The organism is Alitiscatomonas aceti (genome assembly GCF_025567195.1).
Lineage (GTDB): Bacteria > Bacillota > Clostridia > Lachnospirales > Lachnospiraceae > Alitiscatomonas > Alitiscatomonas aceti.
In genome coordinates, this window is sequence record NZ_JAOQJF010000012.1 from 65,492 (window position 1) to 85,193 (window position 19,702).

A 19,702-nucleotide genomic window follows, 5' to 3' on the forward strand; every position below is an offset into this window, starting at 1 on the left:
CCTCTATCCCTTCATATGATTGATCATGCTGGCCAGATATCCGGCCCCGAATCCATTGTCTATATTTACCACACTGACCCCGCTGGCACAGGAATTCAGCATGGAAAGCAGGGCTGAGACGCCGTGAAATGAGGCGCCGTAGCCAATGCTGGTGGGAACTGCAATGACCGGGCAGTCCGCCAGGCCGCCAATGACGCTGGCCAGGGCTCCCTCCATTCCAGCGATGGCAATGATCACCCGGGCGCTCATGATGGTATCCATATGCGCCACCAGGCGGTGCAGGCCTGCAACCCCCACATCGTAAAGCCGTTCTACCTGGTTTCCCAGGGCCTCGGCTGTCAGGGCTGCCTCCTCAGCCACCGGAATATCGCTGGTCCCTCCAGTGGCGACCACGATCGTACCGACTCCGTCCTTTTCCGGAAAATCCCCGCATATGCCGATCCCGGTACCGTCAAAATACCGGAAGCCGGCTCCATCCTCGAACTTCTGTTTTAGGAGCTCTTCCGTATGACGGGCCTTTTCCGGGTCCATCCGTGTGATCAGGACCAGTTCCTGGCCGCGCTTTTTCATCGCCTCCACGATCCCAGCGATCTGCTCCGCCGTTTTTCCCGCTCCGTAAATCACCTCAGCGATCCCCTGACGCAGCCGCCGGTGGGTATCTAACTTGGCAAACCCCAGCTCATCAAAGCCTGCCTCCGAAAACGGCTCTTTTTTCAGCTCCAGGACCGCCTGGTCCACAGAAAGCTCCCCGGATGCCACCCGGTCCAGCATAGTCCGTATATCTTCCATATACATTCTTCTCCTTTACCCCATTCTAACCATCGGATTTCCAGGGGTTGGGCATAAGGCTTGATTTTCTAAAGAAAATCCCAAAAAAATCCGATTTTTTGGGCATACACTAGAAAAAGGCCATTCTATGCCCAATCCTGCGGTTGCAGGCGCAAAGATCTGCTCCAAAAGCCCAGAAACCTGCGGCACAGACTCAGAAGTCTGCTCCAAAAGCCCAGAAACCGGCAGTACGAACCTAAATTCACCAGCTGGTCCCACTATTTTGAAAAAGCCATGAAAAGAAAGCCCCGCCTGCGGCGGGTGCGTTCCCTTCATGGCAAACTCTGCTTCTATATGATTCTGTTCTGTTCCGGAGCGGCCCGGTCCCTTCAGCATCCCAAAGCTCCTGTCTGTCCAGAAGATCCGCGAAGGCAGCCATGCCGCTGGGCGCAGGGAAATGTTCTTCCCCCTACTCCACCACCGGATTTTTCAATGTTCCGATTCCCTCGATCATGCACTCGACCACATCTCCCGGTTTGAGGAATCTGGGCGGATCAAAGCCCATTCCCACGCCTGCTGGCGTTCCGGTGGCGATGATGGTACCGGCCTTCAGGGTCATGCCACGGCTCAGCTCACTGACCACTTCTGCGATCCCGTGAATGAACTGATCCGTGTTGGAATCCTGGCGCAGTTCTCCGTTGACCCAGGACTGGATCTTGAGCTTCGGCGGAAATTCCACGCTGTCGGCGGTGACGATCCAGGGCCCCAGGGGCGTAAATCCGTCCAGGCTCTTTCCGAAATACCACTGTCTGTGGGCCGTCTGCACCTCCCTGGCGCTGACGTCGTTCATAATGGTATAACCGAAAATATAATCCTCCACATCCTCCAAAGCCACGTCCTTCGCATCCTTTTTCAAGATCACCGCCAGCTCTGCCTCATAGTCCAGCTGGCTCGTAAGCTCTTTGTGGGATGGGATCCCATCACCGGGATCCGTAGCCCGGTTGACCCGCTTGGAAAAGTACACCGCCTGGTCCGGCTTGGAAAACGCTTCCTTTTTAAACCTGGCGGACTCTTCGGCATGGGCCAGATAGTTGATCCCCAGGCAGATGATGTCCTGATCCGGCACCGGGATCGGGGCCATGATCTTTATGTCCTCCAGAGGCGCGGCGTTGGATACCTCATAGGGAGGAAGACCGGAAATATGATCCAGGAGCTCCAGCTCCGACGGCCCGATCTCCCGTATGACCTCCTTCATGGTCCGGTATTCCATTCCCGCCGCAGAAAGGGGATACACAAAGGTCCCTTCCCGGTTCAGTACCCCTGTCAGCTCTTTTTTATTTATGGCATAGGTCAAAAGCTTCATAAAGCCCTCCTCACCGGTTTCCTAGCGGATGCGTTCCGGGAAGCCCACTTTTTTCTGGACCTTTCTAAGGGTCTTATTGGAGAAATACGATGCCTTCTCCGCATTCTCCTTGATCACCTTATCCAGATATTCTTTGTTCTTGCTGAGATCTGCAAACCGGTCCTGGAGTGGCTTTAATACACCGCCCACGGCCTCGCCCACGGCCATTTTGAAATCGCCGTAGCCCTTTCCATCGAATTCCTTCTCTACCTCTGCCGGTGTCTTTCCGGTACATGCGCAGTAGATGTCGATCAGGTTCTTAACGCCCGGCTGCTCGTCGCGGTACAGGATGATACCCTCGGAATCCGTCACAGCTCTCTTGCACTTGCGGATAATGGTATCTGGATCGTCCATGAGATAAATGCTGCCATTGGGGTTTTCATCGGACTTGGACATCTTTTTCGCCGGATCCTGTAAGCTCATGATCTTTGCTCCGGCCTTTCCGATATAGGCCTCCGGAACCGTGAACACATCTCCGTAGATATTATTGAAGCGGATGGCAATATCCCTGGTGAGCTCTAAGTGCTGCATCTGGTCGATACCCACCGGCACCACGTCCGCCTGGTACAGCAGGATATCTGCGGCCATGAGCACCGGGTACGTGAACAGGCCCGCGTTGATATTGTCGGCATGCTTGGCAGCCTTGTCCTTAAACTGGGTCATCCGGTTCAGCTCGCCCATATAGGTAAAGCAGTTTAAGATCCAGGCCAACTCCGCATGTCCCGATACATGGGACTGGTAATAAATGCAGTTTTTCTCCGGGTCAAGTCCGGCGGCAATATAAAGAGTCAGAAGTGTTCTTGCGCGCTTTCTAAGCTCTGCCGGGTCCTGACGGACAGTGATGGAATGCATATCCACGACACTGAAAAAGGTCTGGTAATCATCGGAAATCGTCACCCAGTTCTTTAAAGCCCCCAGATAGTTCCCGAGAGTCAGGTTACCGGTTGCCTGCATTCCGCTGAATAAAGTTTTCTTTCCGTCTAACATTGTTCCGTCTCCTTAAATTTCCTTTTCATTCTCCAGGGGCCGCCGCAAAGGGAAAGATAAGAACCCGCCCATTCGCAACAGCCCCCTGTATTTTCAAACAATTCTTTTATATTATAATACACTTTCCGTCCATTGTCCACTCTTCATTGCAGTGGATCAGGGCTTGTATCCTTCCCTTTTTGCCGTTATAATGGAAGCAGAACTGTTTACAGAAAGGAAAGGAACCATCTATGGACAAGATCGCAAGCTTCACTGTCAATCATCTGAAACTCCTTCCCGGCGTCTATGTATCCAGACGGGATACCGCGGGAGACGCCCGGATCACCACCTTCGACATCCGTATGACCCGCCCCAACCATGAGCCTGTCATGAATACTGCGGAGATCCACACCATTGAACACCTGGGCGCCACGTTTCTGAGGAACCACAAGGTTTACAAGGACCGGGTCCTTTATTTCGGCCCCATGGGCTGCCGCACCGGCTTTTACCTTCTGCTGGCCGGAGACTATGAATCCGCAGATATCGTTCCTCTCCTTCAGGAAATGTTTTCCTATATCCGGGACTTTGAAGGGGAGATCCCCGGCGCAGCCGCCAGGGACTGCGGCAACTACCTGGATATGAACCTTCCCATGGCCAGGTATCTGGCCCGGAAGTTCTGCGACGAGGTGCTGGAGGATATCCAGGAAGACCGACTCATCTATCCCGAATAGGCCATATCCGGCCGGGGATGCTGAAAAACAGGCTGAGAACTGTTCAACGCCGTCTTTTCAGTGCCCCGGCCGTTTTTTCTTTCCGGCAGCTCCATTGGCTCCCGGAACGGATCTCTCCCGGAACCGCCGGGCTTTTTCAGGCTAAATGGCAGACGGACCGGAAGGGGCCGCCGGTGCGGGCAGCTCCCTGCTGCCTTCCGCCTCCGGCGCTCCGTTTCCTGGCTGTCCGCATAAGACCACGATGCTCCGCGGCATCATGGCGATCTGGGACTGATCCTTCAGTTCTAAAGCCGCAGTCTCTCCGTACACGCCCTTTTCCGGGCCCTTTGACGTATCGTAAAGCACATGCCAGGTCTGGCCCTTGGGAAGGTGGGGAAGGCCGAATACATGGGGCTCCCAGTGCATGTTATAAAGTACATACATGGTATCGTCCTGGCTTCCGTCCTCCTTCGTTCCATATTCCCCCCAGTAAAGGATCCCGAACTGGCGGCGGAAATTCTCAAACTCCGGCCGCCATACGTATTCGCCGTGGTAGGAAACATCCGGGCGTCCGCAGGATCTGTAATCCATGATCCGGGGCTCCCTCTCCATATGGAATACACCATGTTTTTTCCGGAAGGCAATGAGCCCCTTCACAAATTCAAAGATGTCCCGGTTGGTCTCCAGAAGCCTCCAGTCCAGCCAGGAGATCCGGTTATCCTGGCAGTACGCGTTATTATTTCCCTCCTGGGAATTCCCAAATTCGTCGCCCGCCAGCAGAAGCGGCGTTCCCTGGCTTAAAAACAGCAGGAGGAACCCATTGCAGAGCTGCTGCCTTCTCAGATCCCGGATCCTTCTTTTCCTGGTGGGGCCCTCCTCGCCGCAGTTCCAGGAATAATTGTGATCCGTTCCGTCCCGGTTGTCCTCATGGTTGTCCTCGTTGTGCTTCCGGTCATAGGAGACCATGTCCATCATGGTCATGCCGTTGGTATTGGCCATATAATTGATGACGCCGTATTCTGCCGGGTTCCTTCTGGAGTGGAATGCCAGGCTGTTTAACATCCCCTCGTCGCCCTTCAGGAGCCGCCGCATGTCCTCCTCAAACCGGCCGTTGTATTCCGCCAGGTGCTTGTCCCGCAGCGTCACCTTCCCATCTCCCGGCATGGGATAGCCTGCTTTAGGCCGCCTTTCCAGGGCCTCCTCCCAGCTGTCAGCAAACAGCTTGGTGCACCGTAAGAACGGATCCCCGGCAATGGCCTCCCTGGGGGCAAAGCCCGTCAGCCGGAAGCCATCCACATGGTACTCCTGGAGCCAGTAACGGAGAACGTGGAGCACGTCGCCGGGAGACTCCTTCCCTGTAAAGTAAAACTCCAGGATGCACTCCATATTTTCCCGGTGGAGCGCCTTCACAAGCTCCTTGAATTCTCTCTCCGGCTCGGTCTCCCCGGAGCCATAGGAGGCCTTCAGTGCATAAAGGAACGATGGGCCGTATCCCCAGTAGTTGATCCGCCCCGTGGCCTCCGGCTTCTGTCCCGGGAGCCCGGCCGCAGGCTCTGTGACCATGACCTCGTCAAACTCCGTCACTGGAAGAAGCTCCACTGCCGTTACGCCCAGTTCCTTTAAATACGGGATCTTTTCCCGGATCCCGCCGAAGGTTCCCCGGTCTTTCACGCCGGAGGATCTATGCTTTGTGAATCCCCGCACATGGAGCCGGTAGATGATGCTGTCAGAATATGGGATCTCCGGCCTCACATCATCCTCCCAGTCAAATTCCCCGGTCAGAAGCCTGGCCCGCACCGGCTTCCCGGCCCGGGAGAGGTCTCCCCATTTTTCCCGGCCTGTGACCATCCTGGCACAGGGGTCCGGCATCCACTGGCCGTCGCACTGGAAGCCGTATTCCATATTTTCAAAATCATATCCCTTTAAGGTCATGGACCAGACGTCTCCGACCCGGTCCCTTTCCTGGAAATCGATGACTTCCGCCGCCTTTTTTTCTCCTCTCCGGAATAAAAGGAGACTTACCTTTTTCCCCTCAGCCTGTACGAGGATCTCTGCCCCTTCTTCTGTCGGCGTTACTCCCAATGGATAGAGGAGCTCATGTCTGTTCTTTCGTCCCGTCATATCCCGTCCTCCGTTCTATTCTACGTCTGTAAGCCTACCCCTGCTGCTCTGCGATCTTCGCCGCCAGCTCTTCCAGATACATCCACCGGTCCATCTTTTCTTCCAGCTCTTTCTCTGCCTTTTCCTTTTCCTCCATAAGCTGGTTCAGCTTTACAAAATCCCGGGCCGATGCCTGGATCTCTTCTTCGAGCCCTGCGATCCTCTCCTCCAGAGCCGCCATATCTGCCTCGATGGTCTCGTAATCTTTCTGCTCTTTATAGGTAAATTTCAGCTTCTGCGGCCCGCGGATCCTCTGCCCCTTTTCCTTTGGGGGGGCCGCAGGCTTCACGTCCGCCCGGCTCTCCTCTTCCGCTTCAGCCTCCGCGGCCTTACGGGCTGCATAATCCGTAAACCCGCCTTCATACTGACGGAGAACGCCGTCTCCCTCAAAAGCAAAGATCCGCCGTACCACCCGGTCCAGGAAATACCGGTCATGGGATACGGTGATGACGATGCCCTGGAAGCTGTCCAGGTAATCCTCCAGGATCATCAGCGTTTTAATGTCCAGATCGTTGGTAGGCTCGTCCAGGATCAGCACATTGGGCGCGCTCATGAGGATCTTTAACAGATACAGCCGCCGCCGCTCACCGCCGGACAGCTTCTGGATCACCGTATACTGGACCGACGGCGGGAATAAAAACCGCTCCAGCATCTGGGAGGCGCTGATGCTCCCGTCCTTTGTCTGGACGTACTCCGCCACGTTCCGGATATAGTCGATGACCTTAAGGCTGGTATCCATGTCCTCATTTTCCTGGGAAAAATATCCGATCTTCACCGTCTGGCCGATCTCCACCGTACCGGAATCCGGCTTTTCCCATCCGGCGATGATCTTCATCAGCGTGGACTTCCCGCTGCCGTTGGGGCCGATATATCCGATCCTGTCATTTTTCAGGAAAAAATACGTATAGTCCTTTATGAGCACCTTGTCCCCGTAGGCCTTGCAGATCCCCGATAGCTCCACGGTCGTCCTTCCCAGGCGGCTGGAAATGGATTCCATTCCCACAGCCTGCTCCTTTTCCGGCCCTTTGGCATCCCGGAGCGCCTCATACCTCTGGATCCGCCCCTTCTGCTTGGTGGATCTGGCCCGGGCTCCACGCTTCATCCACTCCAGCTCCACCCGGAGGATGGACTGGCGTTTCCGCTCCGACGCCTGCTCCATATCCATACGCTCGGCCTTCAGCTCCAGGAATCCCTCGTAGTTGGCCTGGTAGCTGTACAGCTTCCCGTTATCCAGCTCCACGATGCGGTTGGTGACGCTGTCCAGAAAATACCGGTCATGGGTGATCATAAGCAGCGCGCCCTTAAACCGCTTTAAATACTCCTCCAGCCAGTCCGCCATGGCGCTGTCCAGATGGTTGGTGGGCTCGTCCAGGATCAGCAGGTCCGTGGGCGATAAAAGGACCGATGCCAGGGCCGCACGCTTTTTCTGGCCGCCAGACAGCTGTCCGATCTGCTGGTCATGATCCGGGATCCCCAGCCGGTTCAGCATGGCCTTTGCCTGGCTTTCCAGATCCCAGATCTGGTCATGATACCGGCTCCGGTTTTCCCTAAGGACGCTTTCTAGGACCGTTTCTCCCTCCTCGAATACCGGATTCTGGGGAAGATAGCGGATATCCAGGTTCCTCCCGCGGACAACGGTCCCTGTATCCGGCTCCTCCAGGCCTGCCACCAGCTTTAAAAGCGTGGATTTTCCAGTGCCGTTGACGCCGATCAGGCCGATCTTATCCCCCTCGTTGATGGAAAAATCCGTGTCATTGAGGATCAGCCGTTCTGTATATGATTTGGTCAGATGCTCTGCTGTTACAAGATTCATGATTCGTATACCCTTTCCTTTAGTCCCCGATCACCACTTCCACCGGACAGTGATCGCTTCCCATAACATCCGTGTGGATGGCCGCGCTCACCAGCCGGTCCTTCAGGCTGTCTGATACGCAGAAATAGTCGATGCGCCACCCGGCGTTCTTCTGGCGGGCAGAAAACCGGTAGGACCACCAGGAGTAGACGCCCTCCAGATCCGGGTTAAAGTATCTCCAGGTATCAATAAAGCCCGCATCCAGAAGCCTTGTGAATTTTTCTCTTTCCTCATCCGTAAAGCCCGCGTTTTTCCGGTTGGTCTTCGGGTTCTTCAGGTCGATCTCCTTATGGGCGACGTTCAAGTCCCCGCAGAAGACCACCGGCTTTTTCTCCTCCAGCTTTTTCAGATAAGAAAGGAATGCGTCCTCCCACTCCATCCGGTAATCCAGACGATTTAAGCCGTCCTGGGAGTTGGGCGTGTAGCAGGTGACTACATAGTAATCGTCAAATTCCGCGGTGATGACACGCCCCTCCTTATCGTGCTCCGGGATCCCCAGGCCGTAGGAAACGGAGACCGGCTCCTCCTTTGTGAACATGGCCGTGCCGGAGTAGCCCTTTTTCTCTGCGTAGTTCCAATACTGGCGGTAGCCTGGAAGGTCCAGTTCGATCTGTCCCTCCTGGAGCTTGCTTTCCTGGATACAGAAAATGTCCGCATCCGATTCCTTTACATATTCTAAAAATCCCTTGCCCACGCATGCCCGGAGGCCGTTGACATTCCAGGAAATCATTTTTCTCATGAAGTTTCTCCTCGTATATCTCATATGCTAAAATCAGCAGCCGCCTTTGAGGCTCTCTGCTTAACTCAGTTTTTTCACAGCTCCAGTATATCATCTTTCATGACAATTTAAAAGAAATTTTCCGCACAAAGAAGCCCGCCTGCGGCAGGTGCATTTTCCTATGACAAAAGCCGGGGCCCGTCTGAACGGCGTTTCCCGGCTTTTTGTATGGGAGCGTTAATCCTTTAAGAATCTGGCTTCCCAGGCGTATTCTTCCATTTTTTCGATTTCTTCCTCTGTGAACCCGAACAAGGTCCGCATCAGATCCAGCTCCTTATTTACATTGGTCCTGGAGCAGGTCATGTTGTCGGAGTTGATGGTCACCCGCACGCCTGCATCAAAAAGACGGCGGATGGGGTGGTCCTCCAGACGGTCCACCACCTTTGTATGGTAGTTGCTGGTAACGCTGACCTCCAGGGTGATCCCCTCCTCCACCAGACACTTCACAAGCTCCGGATCCTCAATGGCCGCCACACCGTGGCCGATGCGCTTTGTGCCATAGGAAAGGGCGGTACGCATGCTGTCCGGTCCCGCTGCCTCACCCGCATGGATGGTCATGGGAAGACCGTATTCTCGCACCTTTGCAAATACCGGCGCAAACATTTCTGTGGGGAACAGGCCCTCAGCCCCGGCGATATCCACGGCGCAGACCACGCTGCCCAGGTATTTTTTCGCCGTCTCCACAGTCTGCATATTGAGCTCCTGGTTCGTATCCCCTCTCATACAGCAGAGGATCAGCCCCACACGGATCCGAGGATATTCCTTCATTCCCCGCTCTGCGCCGCGGATGGCCGCCTCCACCACCTGGTCCTGGGTGAGGCCGCCGCTTACGGAAAGCTGCGGGGCAAAGCGGATCTCTGCGTAGGTCACGCCCTCTTTTGCCAGATCCTCCACCAGCTCAAAGGTCACACGCTCGATGGCGTCGGCTCTCTGAAGCACCATCAGAGGCAGCGCGAACCGCTCCAGGTACTCCTCCAGGGTCTTGCAGTCCTCGGGGACCTCCATTTTAAACTTTACGTCCTCGGGAGAGGAAGCCGGAATGGCGATCCCCTGCTCCTTCGATAACTCCCATACGGTCTCCGGACGCAGAGAGCCGTCCAGATGCAGATGGAGCTCGATCAGTTTCTTTTCGCTCATTGGGTAGTTTCTCCTTTCGTTCCTATTTTCCAGCCGCTGCCTTCATCTGCTTCTTTTTCTTATTGCGCTCCACCATGGCGCAGTAAACGGTGTATGCAATGATGATGATCAGATACGGCATCATCTGGATGAACTGCAGCGGAATACCAGAAGACTGTAAGTAGTTGGCCAGGCTCTGGCAGAAGCCAAAGAGCAGAGAGGCCAGCATGCCGATCACGGCGTTTCCGGCGGCAATGGCCTGGGTGGCCAGGGCGATATAGCCGCGTCCTGCGGTCATTCCGGCAGAGAACAGGCCCACATAGCCCATGGAAAGGAAGGCTCCGGCCATGCCGGTCAGGATCCCGCTGAGGCTTAAGGCAGTATACTTGACCCGCTTTACGTGGATGCCCACAGACTCGGCGGCATCCGGAGACTCGCCCACAGCCCGGATGTGCATGCCCAGCTCTGTGTATTTAAACATGTACCAGATCACAGCCACCAGGATCAGAGCCGCATACGTCAGCACATGATGGCCGGAAAGGATGGCTCCGATGACCGGGATGTCCTGGATCACCGGGATGTCGATGCTGGGGAGCTTTAAGGACGCCAGAGACGTGGAAGCCCCCTTTTCCCCTGTCAGAAGATACAGGGCAAAGATCGTTCCTCCGGATGCAAAGGTATTTAAGGCGATACCGGAGATAACAGAATTGGAATTCAGCTTTAAAATAAAATACGCCAGTATGTTGCTGATGAGAAAACCTGCCAGCACGGCTCCGAAAAAGCCGATCCATGCGCTCTGGGTAAAGGCGCTGACCACAACGCCCACAAAGGCGGAGATCAGCATGGTGCCCTCCAGGGCAATGTTGTTGGTTCCGGACCGGGAGGCGATCATGGCCCCCAGAGTCGTAAGGAGCACCGGAGTGGCGCTTCTGAAAACGGCAAAATAAAACTCCGGAAGACTCAGTGTATTGATGATATCCTGTAAGATCATATTTATGCCTCCCCTCCCAGTGCTTTCTTCGCTTCCTGGCGCTGCTTCCAGCCAGCCATGAACCGCTCTGCCGTTACAAACAGGATCAGAACTGCCTGGATAATGGATACCAGCTCGTTCTGAACGTCGGACCGCCTGGACATGAGGTCTGCTCCCACACGGATATAGGCCAGGAAGAATGCCGCCAGGGGCACATTCTTCGGGTTATTTCCGGAAAGGATGGCGATGATCACGCCGTCCCAGGCGTAAGACGGTGAATCCTGCCAGTTGAACCTCTGGTACATGGCCATCTGCTCCACAGAGCCTCCAAGACCGGCAACGGCACCGGCGATCACCTGGGTCAGGATGATGACCCGGCTCGTATTGATTCCGGAATATTTGGCAAATTCCGGATTGCTTCCGGAAATACGGATCTCATATCCGAATTTTGTCTTATATACCAGAAGGTATAACAGGATCACCACAGCAATGGCGATCAGATATCCGGCGTGGAATTTGGTTCCGCTGATGAGGCTTCCCAGGGAGGCTGTGGGCTGGTACTTTAAGGACGCAAAGGTTCCGGCCGCCCGGTCTGCCAGGAATTTGGTGACCGTATAGATCCCCAGATAGAAGAACACATAGTTGAACATCAGGGAGGTCACCAGCTCGTTGGTGTGGAAATACACCTTTAAGAGAGCCGGGATGCTTCCAATAATGCCGCCCACCACAGCGGCCAGAAGCATGATCACTGCCGGATGAAGTCCCGCAGGAAGAGCCGTCTTAATGGCCAGGGCTGCGGTCACCACAGCGCCTGTGTAAAGGCAGGCGTCTGCGATCATGGAAAAGTTTCCGGATTTAAACACCAGTCCCAGAGCCAGACCCGTAAAGATCAGCGGTACGCTGCTGGCAAAAACGTCAAAGAAATGACGCTTGGACTGCAGCGGCCCCAGGAACAGGTTATAGATAGCCGTCACCGGCTCCTCACTGACTCCGAAGATGATGGCCACCGTCAGAACGAAGGCAATGCCAAAGGCACAAAGGAGTCTTACAGCTGTAAATTTCTTACTCACAGTACGCACCTCCGATCTGCTCTTTTGAATCTTCCTTTACTCCCAGCATGTAAAGTCCCAGGTCATTTTCCGACGTATTCTTTACATCACTGATATGGCCCACGATCCGGCCCTCATGCATGACCAGGATCGTATCGCTTAAGGAAAGGATCTCGCTCAGGTCGGCAGATACAAGTAAAATGGCCTTTTTTCTGGCCCGCATGTCCACGATCTTCTTCCGGATGAACTCGATGGCACCCACGTCAATGCCCCGGGTGGGCTGGTTCATGATAAGAAGATCTGGATCATAGTCAAATTCCCGTCCCACGATCAGCTTCTGGACGTTTCCGCCGGAAAGCTCGGACACGGACTGCTTCGAGTTATCGTATTTTACCAGGAACTCCTTTAGTATCCGGTTTGCGAAGCCGTTTACCTTTTTGCTGTCGATGAGTCCCCTGGATTTTAACTGGCCGGTATAGTACACCTTGGAGATGGCGTTGTCCTCCAGACTCAGCTTCGGCGCGGAGCCGTACCGCATCCGATCCTCGGACACATGGGAAATGCCGGCCTCCTGGCGTTTCAATACGGAGGCCCCAGTCAGGTCCTCTCCATTTAACCGTACCTGGCCGCCCTGGAGCTTTAAGGTGCCCACAATGGCCTCCACCAGCTCTGACTGACCATTTCCATCGATGCCTGCGATCCCCAGGATCTGCCCCTCTTTAATAGAAAAGGAAACATGGTCCAGGCGTGTCTTTCCGAACTGATCGGCATACACCAGATCCTTTACAGAGAAAACGGTCTTTCCAAAATCCGCCTCCGCTTTTTCGATATCCAGACTCACCTCACGGCCCACCATCAGCCGGGAGATCTCATGCTCATCCAGATCGGAGATCTCATAGGTGCCCATGGTCTTTCCGTCCCGCAGGATGGTCATGCGGTTGCAGAGAGCCTTTACCTCGTTCAGTTTATGAGAAATAAAAATAATGGTATGTCCGCTTTCTTTTAAGAGCAGCAGCTGCTCGAACAGCTCCTCTGTCTCCTGGGGCGTAAGGACCGCCGTGGGCTCGTCCAGGATCAGGATATGGGCTCCTCTGTAAAGGGCCTTCAGGATCTCCAGCTTCTGGCGCATGGCCAGGGAAATATCCTCTACCTTTTCCTCTGCTTCCACCTTCAGGTTATACCGCTCTGACAGCTCTCTTGTGATCTCCACCGCTTTCTTCCGGTCCACCTTAAAGGGTGATCCGGTCTCAGCTCCCAGGATCAGATTCTCTGCCACAGTCATAGACGGGACCTGCATGAAGTGCTGGTGCACCATTCCCAGGCCGGCGGCAATGGCATCGCCGGAGGAGGTGAAGTGGACTTCCTTTCCATCCACAAAGATCTGTCCCTCGGTGGGCGCCAGCATGCCGAATAACATTTTCATCAGCGTAGATTTCCCCGCGCCGTTTTCCCCCACCAGCGCATGGATCTCGCCTTTTTTTACACTAAGATTGACGTTGTGGTTGGCCACAACTCCTCCCGGGTATACCTTTGTGATATTCCGGGCTTCCAGGATATTCCCCTGCTCCATATGATTTTCCTCCGTAACGGTTCCGAGCTTTTGCGCAAAAGGCGCTGAAATGGAGATTTCCCTTTCAACGCCTTCCAAAACGCCTGTCTTCCCAAAAGATTACTGGGCGCCGTTAATGATTCCCTTTAATGTCTCTTCGTCCATGCCGTATGCGGTGTCCACAGTCACCTCGCCAGCCAGGAGCTTCTCCTTTGCACCGTCCACAGCAGTCCTTACGTCCTCCGGTACTACGGTGTTGTAGATCTCGTTGTCAGCAAGGCCCACAGCGCCTTCTGCAAGTCCAAGGGTCTCATGCTCGCCGTAAGGAAGCTCTCCGCCCTGGGCTCTCTCGATGGAACTGAAAAGGCTGTCGCCTACGCCCTTGATGGCAGAGGAGATGATGTAGTTGGCTTCATCCTTTCCTTCGTATGCCAGAGCCTGGTCAGAGTCCACGCCGATCACATACTTCTGGCTCTCAGCGCCAGCCTCGATAACACCTACGGAAGCCGGGCCTGCTGCTACGAATACGCAGTCAGCGCCAGAGGAGTACTGGGTCAGCGCCAGCTCTTTTGCGGTTGCAGAGTCCACGTAGGAACCAACGTAGGAAACCAGGACCTTGATGTCCGGATTTACAAACTGTGCTCCCTCGATATAACCCACAGCAGAGTCGTTGATAACGGCTGCTGTATCCTTTGCTCCTACGAAACCGATCACAGCGTCCTCATTGGCGAACTCCATATCGGAAGAGGTCACGCTGGCTGCCAGAACTCCGGCTAAGAATGCGCCCTCGTTCTGCTTGTAGCTCATGGAGTATACGTTGCTCAGATCACCAAGAGTGTAGTCCACGTCTGTATCAAAGATGATGAACTTCTTCTCCGGGAACTCCTGGGCCACCTGCTCGGTGATCTCCTTCATATCCCAGAGACCAGTGATAATGATGTCAGCGTCAGACTCGGCGGCATCCAGCATGGAGCCCTCGAATTTTGTCTTGTCGCTTCCCATTTCGATCATCTCTACCTCGACCTGGTCTCCCATTTCGCTCTCGATCTTCTTCATTCCTGCCTGGGCGGAATCGTTGAATGCCTTATCGCCAAAGGAACCTGTCACAAGAAGAGTCACCTTAACCTTCTCGCCGGAAGCAGCCTCTGTCTCTTTCTTTTCTGCATCCTCTTTTGCCTCTGTCTCCTTTTCAGCTCCTGCCTCTGCAGAAGTTTCCTTTCCGGCTGCAGTGGTCTCCTCAGCGCTGTCTCCTGCGCATCCGAACAGCATGCTGGCGGTCATAGCCATAAAGGCAGCGCCGCATAAAAATTTCTTTTTCATAATACGTCATTCTCCTTTGCTGTAAATGAAATTGGTTGATTTATTCAAACTATCCAGTTTTTCCAGATAGTCTGTTTTGCTCATTACGGGTCGGAAGGCCTCCTTGATCCTCCAGGCAGCCGCTCCTCCGTCAGACAGCAGCTCCTCAATGGCATCGGCAAAATACCGGGCCGGGATCTCAAAAGCCTGGACCGGATCTGCGGTCTTAAAGTCCTTGCCGTGGATGGTCCCGGAGAAGCCTGCGGTTCCGATCTCCACTGTGGGCCACATCATGGAAATATCGCCCATATCGCCGGAAGCGAATCCGTGGGTCCCCTGGGCGATCATGGAATCATCCATATAATTGCGGATATGCTTCTTTAAAAGCTCCGTCAGATTTTCGTCCTGGTGGAGCGGGAAGTAGCCCGGCGTATCCTGGATCTCCAGGTCGCAGCCGATGGCCATGGCCCCGGCCTTTAAGGAACGGTTTACCTTTTCCTCGGTCTCAAAGATGGCGTCTACGGTCTTTGCCCGTACATACATCTCCATCCGGGTCCGGGACGGGATCGTATTAACGGTCTGTCCGCCCTCCTGCATCACGAAATGGACGCGGATGGCGTCTTCAGCCCGGAAAGTCTCTCTCTGGAAGTTGATGGCTGTCATAGCCAGGTTTGCGGCGTTTAAAGCGTTGACGCCGCCCTCGGGGTTGGCTCCCGCGTGGGCTGCCTTTCCTTTAAAGATGGCCCGCTTCTGGATAAAGCCGTTTAAGCTGGCTCCGATCTCTGCGTGATATTTTTCCATATCCAGCCCCATGGCGTGGCAGGACAGCATGATATCGATATCGTCAAAAACGCCCTCATAGATCATTTCCTGCTTTCCGGACGGATATTTCAGCTTTCCGTCGGCGATCAGGGATCTTCTGTAATCCATGTCGCAGAACTCTTCGCCCGGCGTAAAGAGCAGAGTGACCTTTCCGCAAAGGTCCTCCAGCATGCCAGACTCCTTAATGGCTAAAAACAGGCTCAGCATCACGCCGGTCTGGGCATAGTGGCCGCAGGTGTGGGCCGCGTAATCGTCCTTATTGGCATAAGGATGGCCCAGGGTAGGAACCGCGTCAAATTCAGCGATGAGCCCGATCCCGGGGCCTGGTCTTCCAGAATCCAACGTGGCCGTAAGTCCTGTATAGGCCACATCTTTATAAGGGATCCCTGCCTGGCTTAAGGCCTCTGTCACCTTCTCCCGGCTGCGGAATTCTTTAAATCCCAGCTCCGGGTGGCAGTAGATGTCTTCGCTCAGCTCTATGATCCGCGGAAGGATCTCTGTAAGCTTCTCATGTACTTTTTTCATGTTTTTCCCTCCTCGTATGGTCAGTCGTTAAAAGGGTAACAGCGTTATAATAATCGAAAATAGGGGCTGTGTCAAGGAAAGAAGCCATTCTGCCATAAAAAAAGAAACGCCCAGGCCCTTTTTCCTGGACTCTGGACGTTCCTGTTTTATGTTCTTTAACGGTCATCTGGATAACATGGGCCTTACGGCCTTTCTGAGCTTCGGGCCGAGGATCACAGCCAGGAGGATCTTCACCGCGTCTCCGGGAAGATACGGGATCACGCCCACTCCAAGGGCCGCTGTAAATGTAAGCGACATCTGCTCCGCCAGCCACACGGTCCCAAACAGGTAACATATGGCCGTACCCACGGCCATTCCGATCCCATGGAGAAATATGCGGTCCGGGAACCGCTCCACCATAAAGCCCGCAGCCAGGGTCATGAAAATAAAGCCCAGAAGGTATCCGCCCGTGGGCCCTGCCAGCTTGCCAAGGCCTCCCGCAAAGCCGGAAAACACAGGGAGACCTGTGGCTCCCAGCAGCAGATACAGCCCAAAGCTCATTAAGGAGCCCTTCATTCCCAGAATATAGACCATGAAATAAAGCACCAGGTTGGTTAGGCTGATGGGTACCGGGCTGACGGGAATCGGTAAGGCCAGGGGGCCAAAAATGCACAGCACCGCCGTCATCAGCGCCGTAACCGTCATCTGGGCCGTCGTCATCCTTCCCTTTTTCAGTGAAGCAGTTTTTTCCATAATATAGATTCTCCTCTGTCAATTTTCTCCGGTATCCTGTGGCCGGGAAGATCCCATCCCCGGCACATTGTCAACCAGAATCATATTCATGTTTACATTATAACAGAGCTTTTTTCATTGTCAACCTTTTTATTATTCCAGTTTACATCCTTTTCCCCACCGCCGCTTGCACAGCCCCACCCGTCGTGCTACACTGATATCAGAAATCTTTTACGCCGCCTCTGGAAGGATCCGAAACCGGCGCACAGCCGGGGTCCGGAAAGGAGCCGGTAAAACATACAGGATGGTGAGCAGTATGATGGAACAGTTATCCATGTTTGATTACAAAGAGACCATGTCCCCTCTGGCCAGCCGGCTGCGGCCGGAATCCCTGGAGACCTTTGTGGGCCAGAAGCACCTGCTGGGAAAGGGGAAGCTCCTGCGCCAGCTCATCGACCAGGACCAGATCCCTTCCATGATCTTCTGGGGGCCTCCCGGCGTCGGGAAGACCACCCTAGCCAGCATCATCGCCAAACGGACCAACGCCGACTTTGTGAATTTCAGCGCCGTTACCAGTGGCATTAAAGAGATCAAGGAGGTCATGGCACGGGCGGAGCTGAGCCGCCGGTCCGGGCTGCGGACTCTGGTATTTGTGGACGAGATCCACCGCTTCAATAAGGCCCAGCAAGACGCATTTCTTCCTTATGTGGAAAAGGGCAGCATCATCCTCATCGGAGCCACCACGGAAAACCCGTCCTTTGAGATCAACGCAGCTCTTTTATCCCGGTGCCGCGTTTTCGTCCTCCAGCCTCTTTCCACCGACGACTTAACGGAGCTCCTCCACCATGCGTTAAAAAGCTCCAGGGGCCTCGGCTATCTGAATGTGGAGATCGGAGAGGAGCTGATCGCCGCCATCGCGGCATTTGCCAATGGAGACGCCCGGACGGCTTTAAACGTGCTGGAAATGGCCGTGACCAACGGGACCATCACACCGGAAAAGACCATTGTGACCCGGGATATCCTGGAGCAGTGCATCAGCAAAAAATCCCTTCTATATGATAAGAATGGTGAAGAGCATTATAATCTGATCTCCGCCCTCCATAAATCCATGCGAAACAGCGATCCCGATGCAGCTGTCTACTGGCTGGCCCGGATGCTGGAGGCCGGGGAAGCCCCCCTGTACATCGCCCGGCGGCTGATCCGGTTTGCCACCGAGGACATCGGACTGGCCGATAATAACGCCCTTACTCTGGCGGTCTCCGTCTACCAGGCCTGCCACTTCCTGGGAATGCCGGAATGCAATATCCACCTGACCCACGCCGTGGTCTATCTGTCCCTGGCGCCCAGGTCCAATTCTGTTTACATGGCCTACGAGCACGCCAAAAAGGACGCCCTGAGCATGCTGTCCGAGCCGGTCCCCCTGGTGATCCGCAACGCGCCCACCGGGCTTATGAAGGAGCTGGATTACGGGAAGGGCTACGTCTACGCCCACGACACGAAGGAAAAGATCGCCCGCATGGAATGTCTGCCCGAATCCTTAAAGGGAACCCGGTACTACATTCCTGGCGAGGCGGGAGAAGAGAAAAAACAGGCAGAACGGCTTAAAGAGGTGCAGAGGTTCTGGGAGGATGGAGAATCGCCCGTTGATGCAGGATAATCCCCCTCTTCCATGCATGAAAAAGGCAGACGGCTGGGCTTTCTCTGCCCTTTCAGCCATCTGCCTTACGGATATCCGGAAATCCATGGGGATTCCGGACAGCTGGACGCGAATCCAGCCTATTCTGCCATCATATCCAGTCCTGTCATAGCCAGTACCTTCACAGCCGCCAGAAGCGCCCGTTTTCCTGCCGGGCCGCCGGAAGCCTCTGCAAAGGGAGCCGTATGGGTCCCCAGCCCCTCGCCGACACCGATATAAAACTGGGCCGCAGGCATGGCGTGGGTCACGTTGCCCACGTCCGTGGAGCCGATCCCCTGGGTCAGATCCCTGGGGATGTGGTGCTCGCCGATGAGGTCCATGTTCTTCTCCACAGCCTCCACCAGTCTCTGGTCATTTCTCACATCCTCGATCAGGTAGCCGTCCTGGGAGATCTCCACCTCCACTCCGGCGCACATGGCCGCACCCTGGGCGCACCGGTCGATGACAGCGATCACTTCCTTTAAATACTCCGAATCCAGAGCGCGGATATTGAACTTGCATACAGCCCGCTCGGGAACGATGTTCACAGCCGTACCACCCTCCAGGACGATGCCGTGTACCCTTGTGTAGTCTTTAAAATGGAGCCTCTGGGAATCAACGGCGTGGAACATCTGCATCACACCGTTTAAAGCGCTGGCTCCCACCCAGGGACAGGCTGCTGTATGGGCCGGTTTTCCCTTGAAGGTATACACCTTGTTCACAGCCGCAAAGGAAATATCATCGGCCATGGACAGATCGCTGGGATGCATGATCAGGGACATATCCACGCCCTCAAAGATCCCCTCGTCCAGCATGGTAATCTTCCCGCTGCCGTTTTCCTCCGCCGGGGTACCGAATACCTTCAGCGTTCCGCCGATGCCGTATTTTTCCATGATCTCCTTTAAAACCACTCCGGCTCCGGCTCCGCTGGTGCCGATGAGGTTATGGCCGCAGGCGTGGCCCAGCTCGGGAAGGGCATCGTACTCACATAAAAATGCAAAGGTCATTCCCGGCTTTCCGCTGTTATATTCCGCCACAAAGGCCGTATCCAGGGAACCTGCTCCCCGTTTTACAGAAAAGCCGTGGCGTTCCAGAAGGCTGCATAATTCATTCTGTGCCATCTTTTCCTGGAACGCCAGCTCCGGATGTTCAAAAATACATGCGCTCACCGCCTCAAATTCTTCTCTGTGGGCCTCTGCAAGCGCCTCGATCTCATGCTTCATTCCTGTCATATCCATGATCCATTCCCCTCCATGATCCTTTTCCTGTCTGTTTTCTGCGCCGGGAGGCTGTGCTTCCCCTCCGGCGGATTCTGCGTGCCCGGACCTCTGCGGTATACACAGAAGCCGG

Annotated in this window: 17 protein-coding genes; 2 read left to right on the plus strand and 15 right to left on the minus strand. The window is 54.8% G+C overall.

Annotation, left to right across the window (positions count from 1 at the left end; all coding sequences use genetic code 11):
* Positions 1-3: 3 nt before the first annotated feature.
* The 4 genes from larB to trpS all read right to left on the minus strand — a co-directional run bounded on the left by larB (position 4) and on the right by trpS (position 3,157).
* A complete protein-coding gene (gene larB / locus OCV69_RS07880) occupies positions 4-795 on the minus strand; it encodes a nickel pincer cofactor biosynthesis protein LarB (protein ID WP_262563051.1) in 792 nt (263 codons plus the stop codon).
* Between the two features lie 9 nt (positions 796-804).
* A complete protein-coding gene (locus OCV69_RS07885; RefSeq protein ID WP_158358608.1) occupies positions 805-1,164 on the minus strand; it encodes a hypothetical protein in 360 nt (119 codons plus the stop codon).
* A 73-nt stretch (positions 1,165-1,237) separates the two neighbouring features.
* Positions 1,238-2,131 carry a fumarylacetoacetate hydrolase family protein gene (locus tag OCV69_RS07890; protein WP_158358607.1) on the minus strand — a complete coding sequence of 298 codons (894 nt, stop codon included), beginning with the start codon at positions 2,129-2,131 and terminating at the stop codon, positions 1,238-1,240.
* 21 nt (positions 2,132-2,152) lie between these two features.
* Positions 2,153-3,157 (minus strand): tryptophan--tRNA ligase, encoded by a 1,005-nt coding sequence (gene trpS / locus OCV69_RS07895; RefSeq protein ID WP_158358606.1) that lies wholly within the window; start codon positions 3,155-3,157, stop codon positions 2,153-2,155.
* Positions 3,158-3,387: 230 nt separating this feature from the next.
* Here trpS and OCV69_RS07900 point away from each other — a divergent pair, with 230 nt between their 5' ends.
* A complete protein-coding gene (locus OCV69_RS07900) occupies positions 3,388-3,867 on the plus strand; it encodes an S-ribosylhomocysteine lyase (protein ID WP_022273493.1) in 480 nt (159 codons plus the stop codon).
* Between the two features lie 141 nt (positions 3,868-4,008).
* On the opposite strand, the gene OCV69_RS07905 is transcribed toward OCV69_RS07900, so the two are convergent.
* The 10 genes from OCV69_RS07905 to OCV69_RS07950 all read right to left on the minus strand — a co-directional run bounded on the left by OCV69_RS07905 (position 4,009) and on the right by OCV69_RS07950 (position 16,698).
* Positions 4,009-5,967, minus strand: coding sequence for an alpha-amylase family glycosyl hydrolase (locus tag OCV69_RS07905; protein WP_158358605.1), 1,959 nt, complete (start codon positions 5,965-5,967; stop codon positions 4,009-4,011).
* Positions 5,968-6,001: 34 nt separating this feature from the next.
* A complete protein-coding gene (locus tag OCV69_RS07910; protein WP_158358604.1) occupies positions 6,002-7,819 on the minus strand; it encodes an ABC-F family ATP-binding cassette domain-containing protein in 1,818 nt (605 codons plus the stop codon).
* A 19-nt stretch (positions 7,820-7,838) separates the two neighbouring features.
* Complete coding sequence (locus tag OCV69_RS07915) at positions 7,839-8,597, minus strand: exodeoxyribonuclease III (RefSeq protein WP_158358603.1); 759 nt, start codon at positions 8,595-8,597, stop codon at positions 7,839-7,841.
* Positions 8,598-8,813: 216 nt separating this feature from the next.
* Positions 8,814-9,773, minus strand: a complete 960-nt coding sequence (gene add, locus OCV69_RS07920) for an adenosine deaminase (protein ID WP_158358602.1) — start codon at positions 9,771-9,773, stop codon at positions 8,814-8,816.
* 22 nt (positions 9,774-9,795) lie between these two features.
* Positions 9,796-10,743 (minus strand): ABC transporter permease, encoded by a 948-nt coding sequence (locus OCV69_RS07925; RefSeq protein WP_022273488.1) that lies wholly within the window; start codon positions 10,741-10,743, stop codon positions 9,796-9,798.
* Between the two features lie 2 nt (positions 10,744-10,745).
* Positions 10,746-11,792: an ABC transporter permease gene (locus OCV69_RS07930; protein WP_022273487.1), complete on the minus strand. Its 1,047-nt coding sequence runs from the start codon at positions 11,790-11,792 to the stop codon at positions 10,746-10,748.
* Positions 11,785-13,341 carry an ABC transporter ATP-binding protein gene (locus OCV69_RS07935; protein ID WP_022273486.1) on the minus strand — a complete coding sequence of 519 codons (1,557 nt, stop codon included), beginning with the start codon at positions 13,339-13,341 and terminating at the stop codon, positions 11,785-11,787. The genes OCV69_RS07930 and OCV69_RS07935 overlap by 8 nt, the downstream gene beginning before the upstream one ends.
* Before the next feature lie 99 nt (positions 13,342-13,440).
* Positions 13,441-14,640, minus strand: coding sequence for a BMP family ABC transporter substrate-binding protein (locus tag OCV69_RS07940; RefSeq protein WP_158358601.1), 1,200 nt, complete (start codon positions 14,638-14,640; stop codon positions 13,441-13,443).
* A gap of 6 nt (positions 14,641-14,646) precedes the next feature.
* Complete coding sequence (locus OCV69_RS07945) at positions 14,647-15,966, minus strand: amidohydrolase (RefSeq protein WP_158358600.1); 1,320 nt, start codon at positions 15,964-15,966, stop codon at positions 14,647-14,649.
* A 162-nt stretch (positions 15,967-16,128) separates the two neighbouring features.
* Positions 16,129-16,698, minus strand: a complete 570-nt coding sequence (locus tag OCV69_RS07950; protein WP_158358599.1) for a biotin transporter BioY — start codon at positions 16,696-16,698, stop codon at positions 16,129-16,131.
* A 298-nt stretch (positions 16,699-16,996) separates the two neighbouring features.
* Between OCV69_RS07950 and OCV69_RS07955 the strand changes: the two genes are divergently transcribed.
* Complete coding sequence (locus OCV69_RS07955) at positions 16,997-18,334, plus strand: replication-associated recombination protein A (RefSeq protein ID WP_158358647.1); 1,338 nt, start codon at positions 16,997-16,999, stop codon at positions 18,332-18,334.
* Between the two features lie 119 nt (positions 18,335-18,453).
* Here OCV69_RS07955 and OCV69_RS07960 read toward each other — a convergent pair whose 3' ends face one another.
* Positions 18,454-19,590 (minus strand): M20 family metallopeptidase, encoded by a 1,137-nt coding sequence (locus tag OCV69_RS07960; RefSeq protein ID WP_158358598.1) that lies wholly within the window; start codon positions 19,588-19,590, stop codon positions 18,454-18,456.
* Positions 19,591-19,702 lie beyond the last annotated feature (112 nt).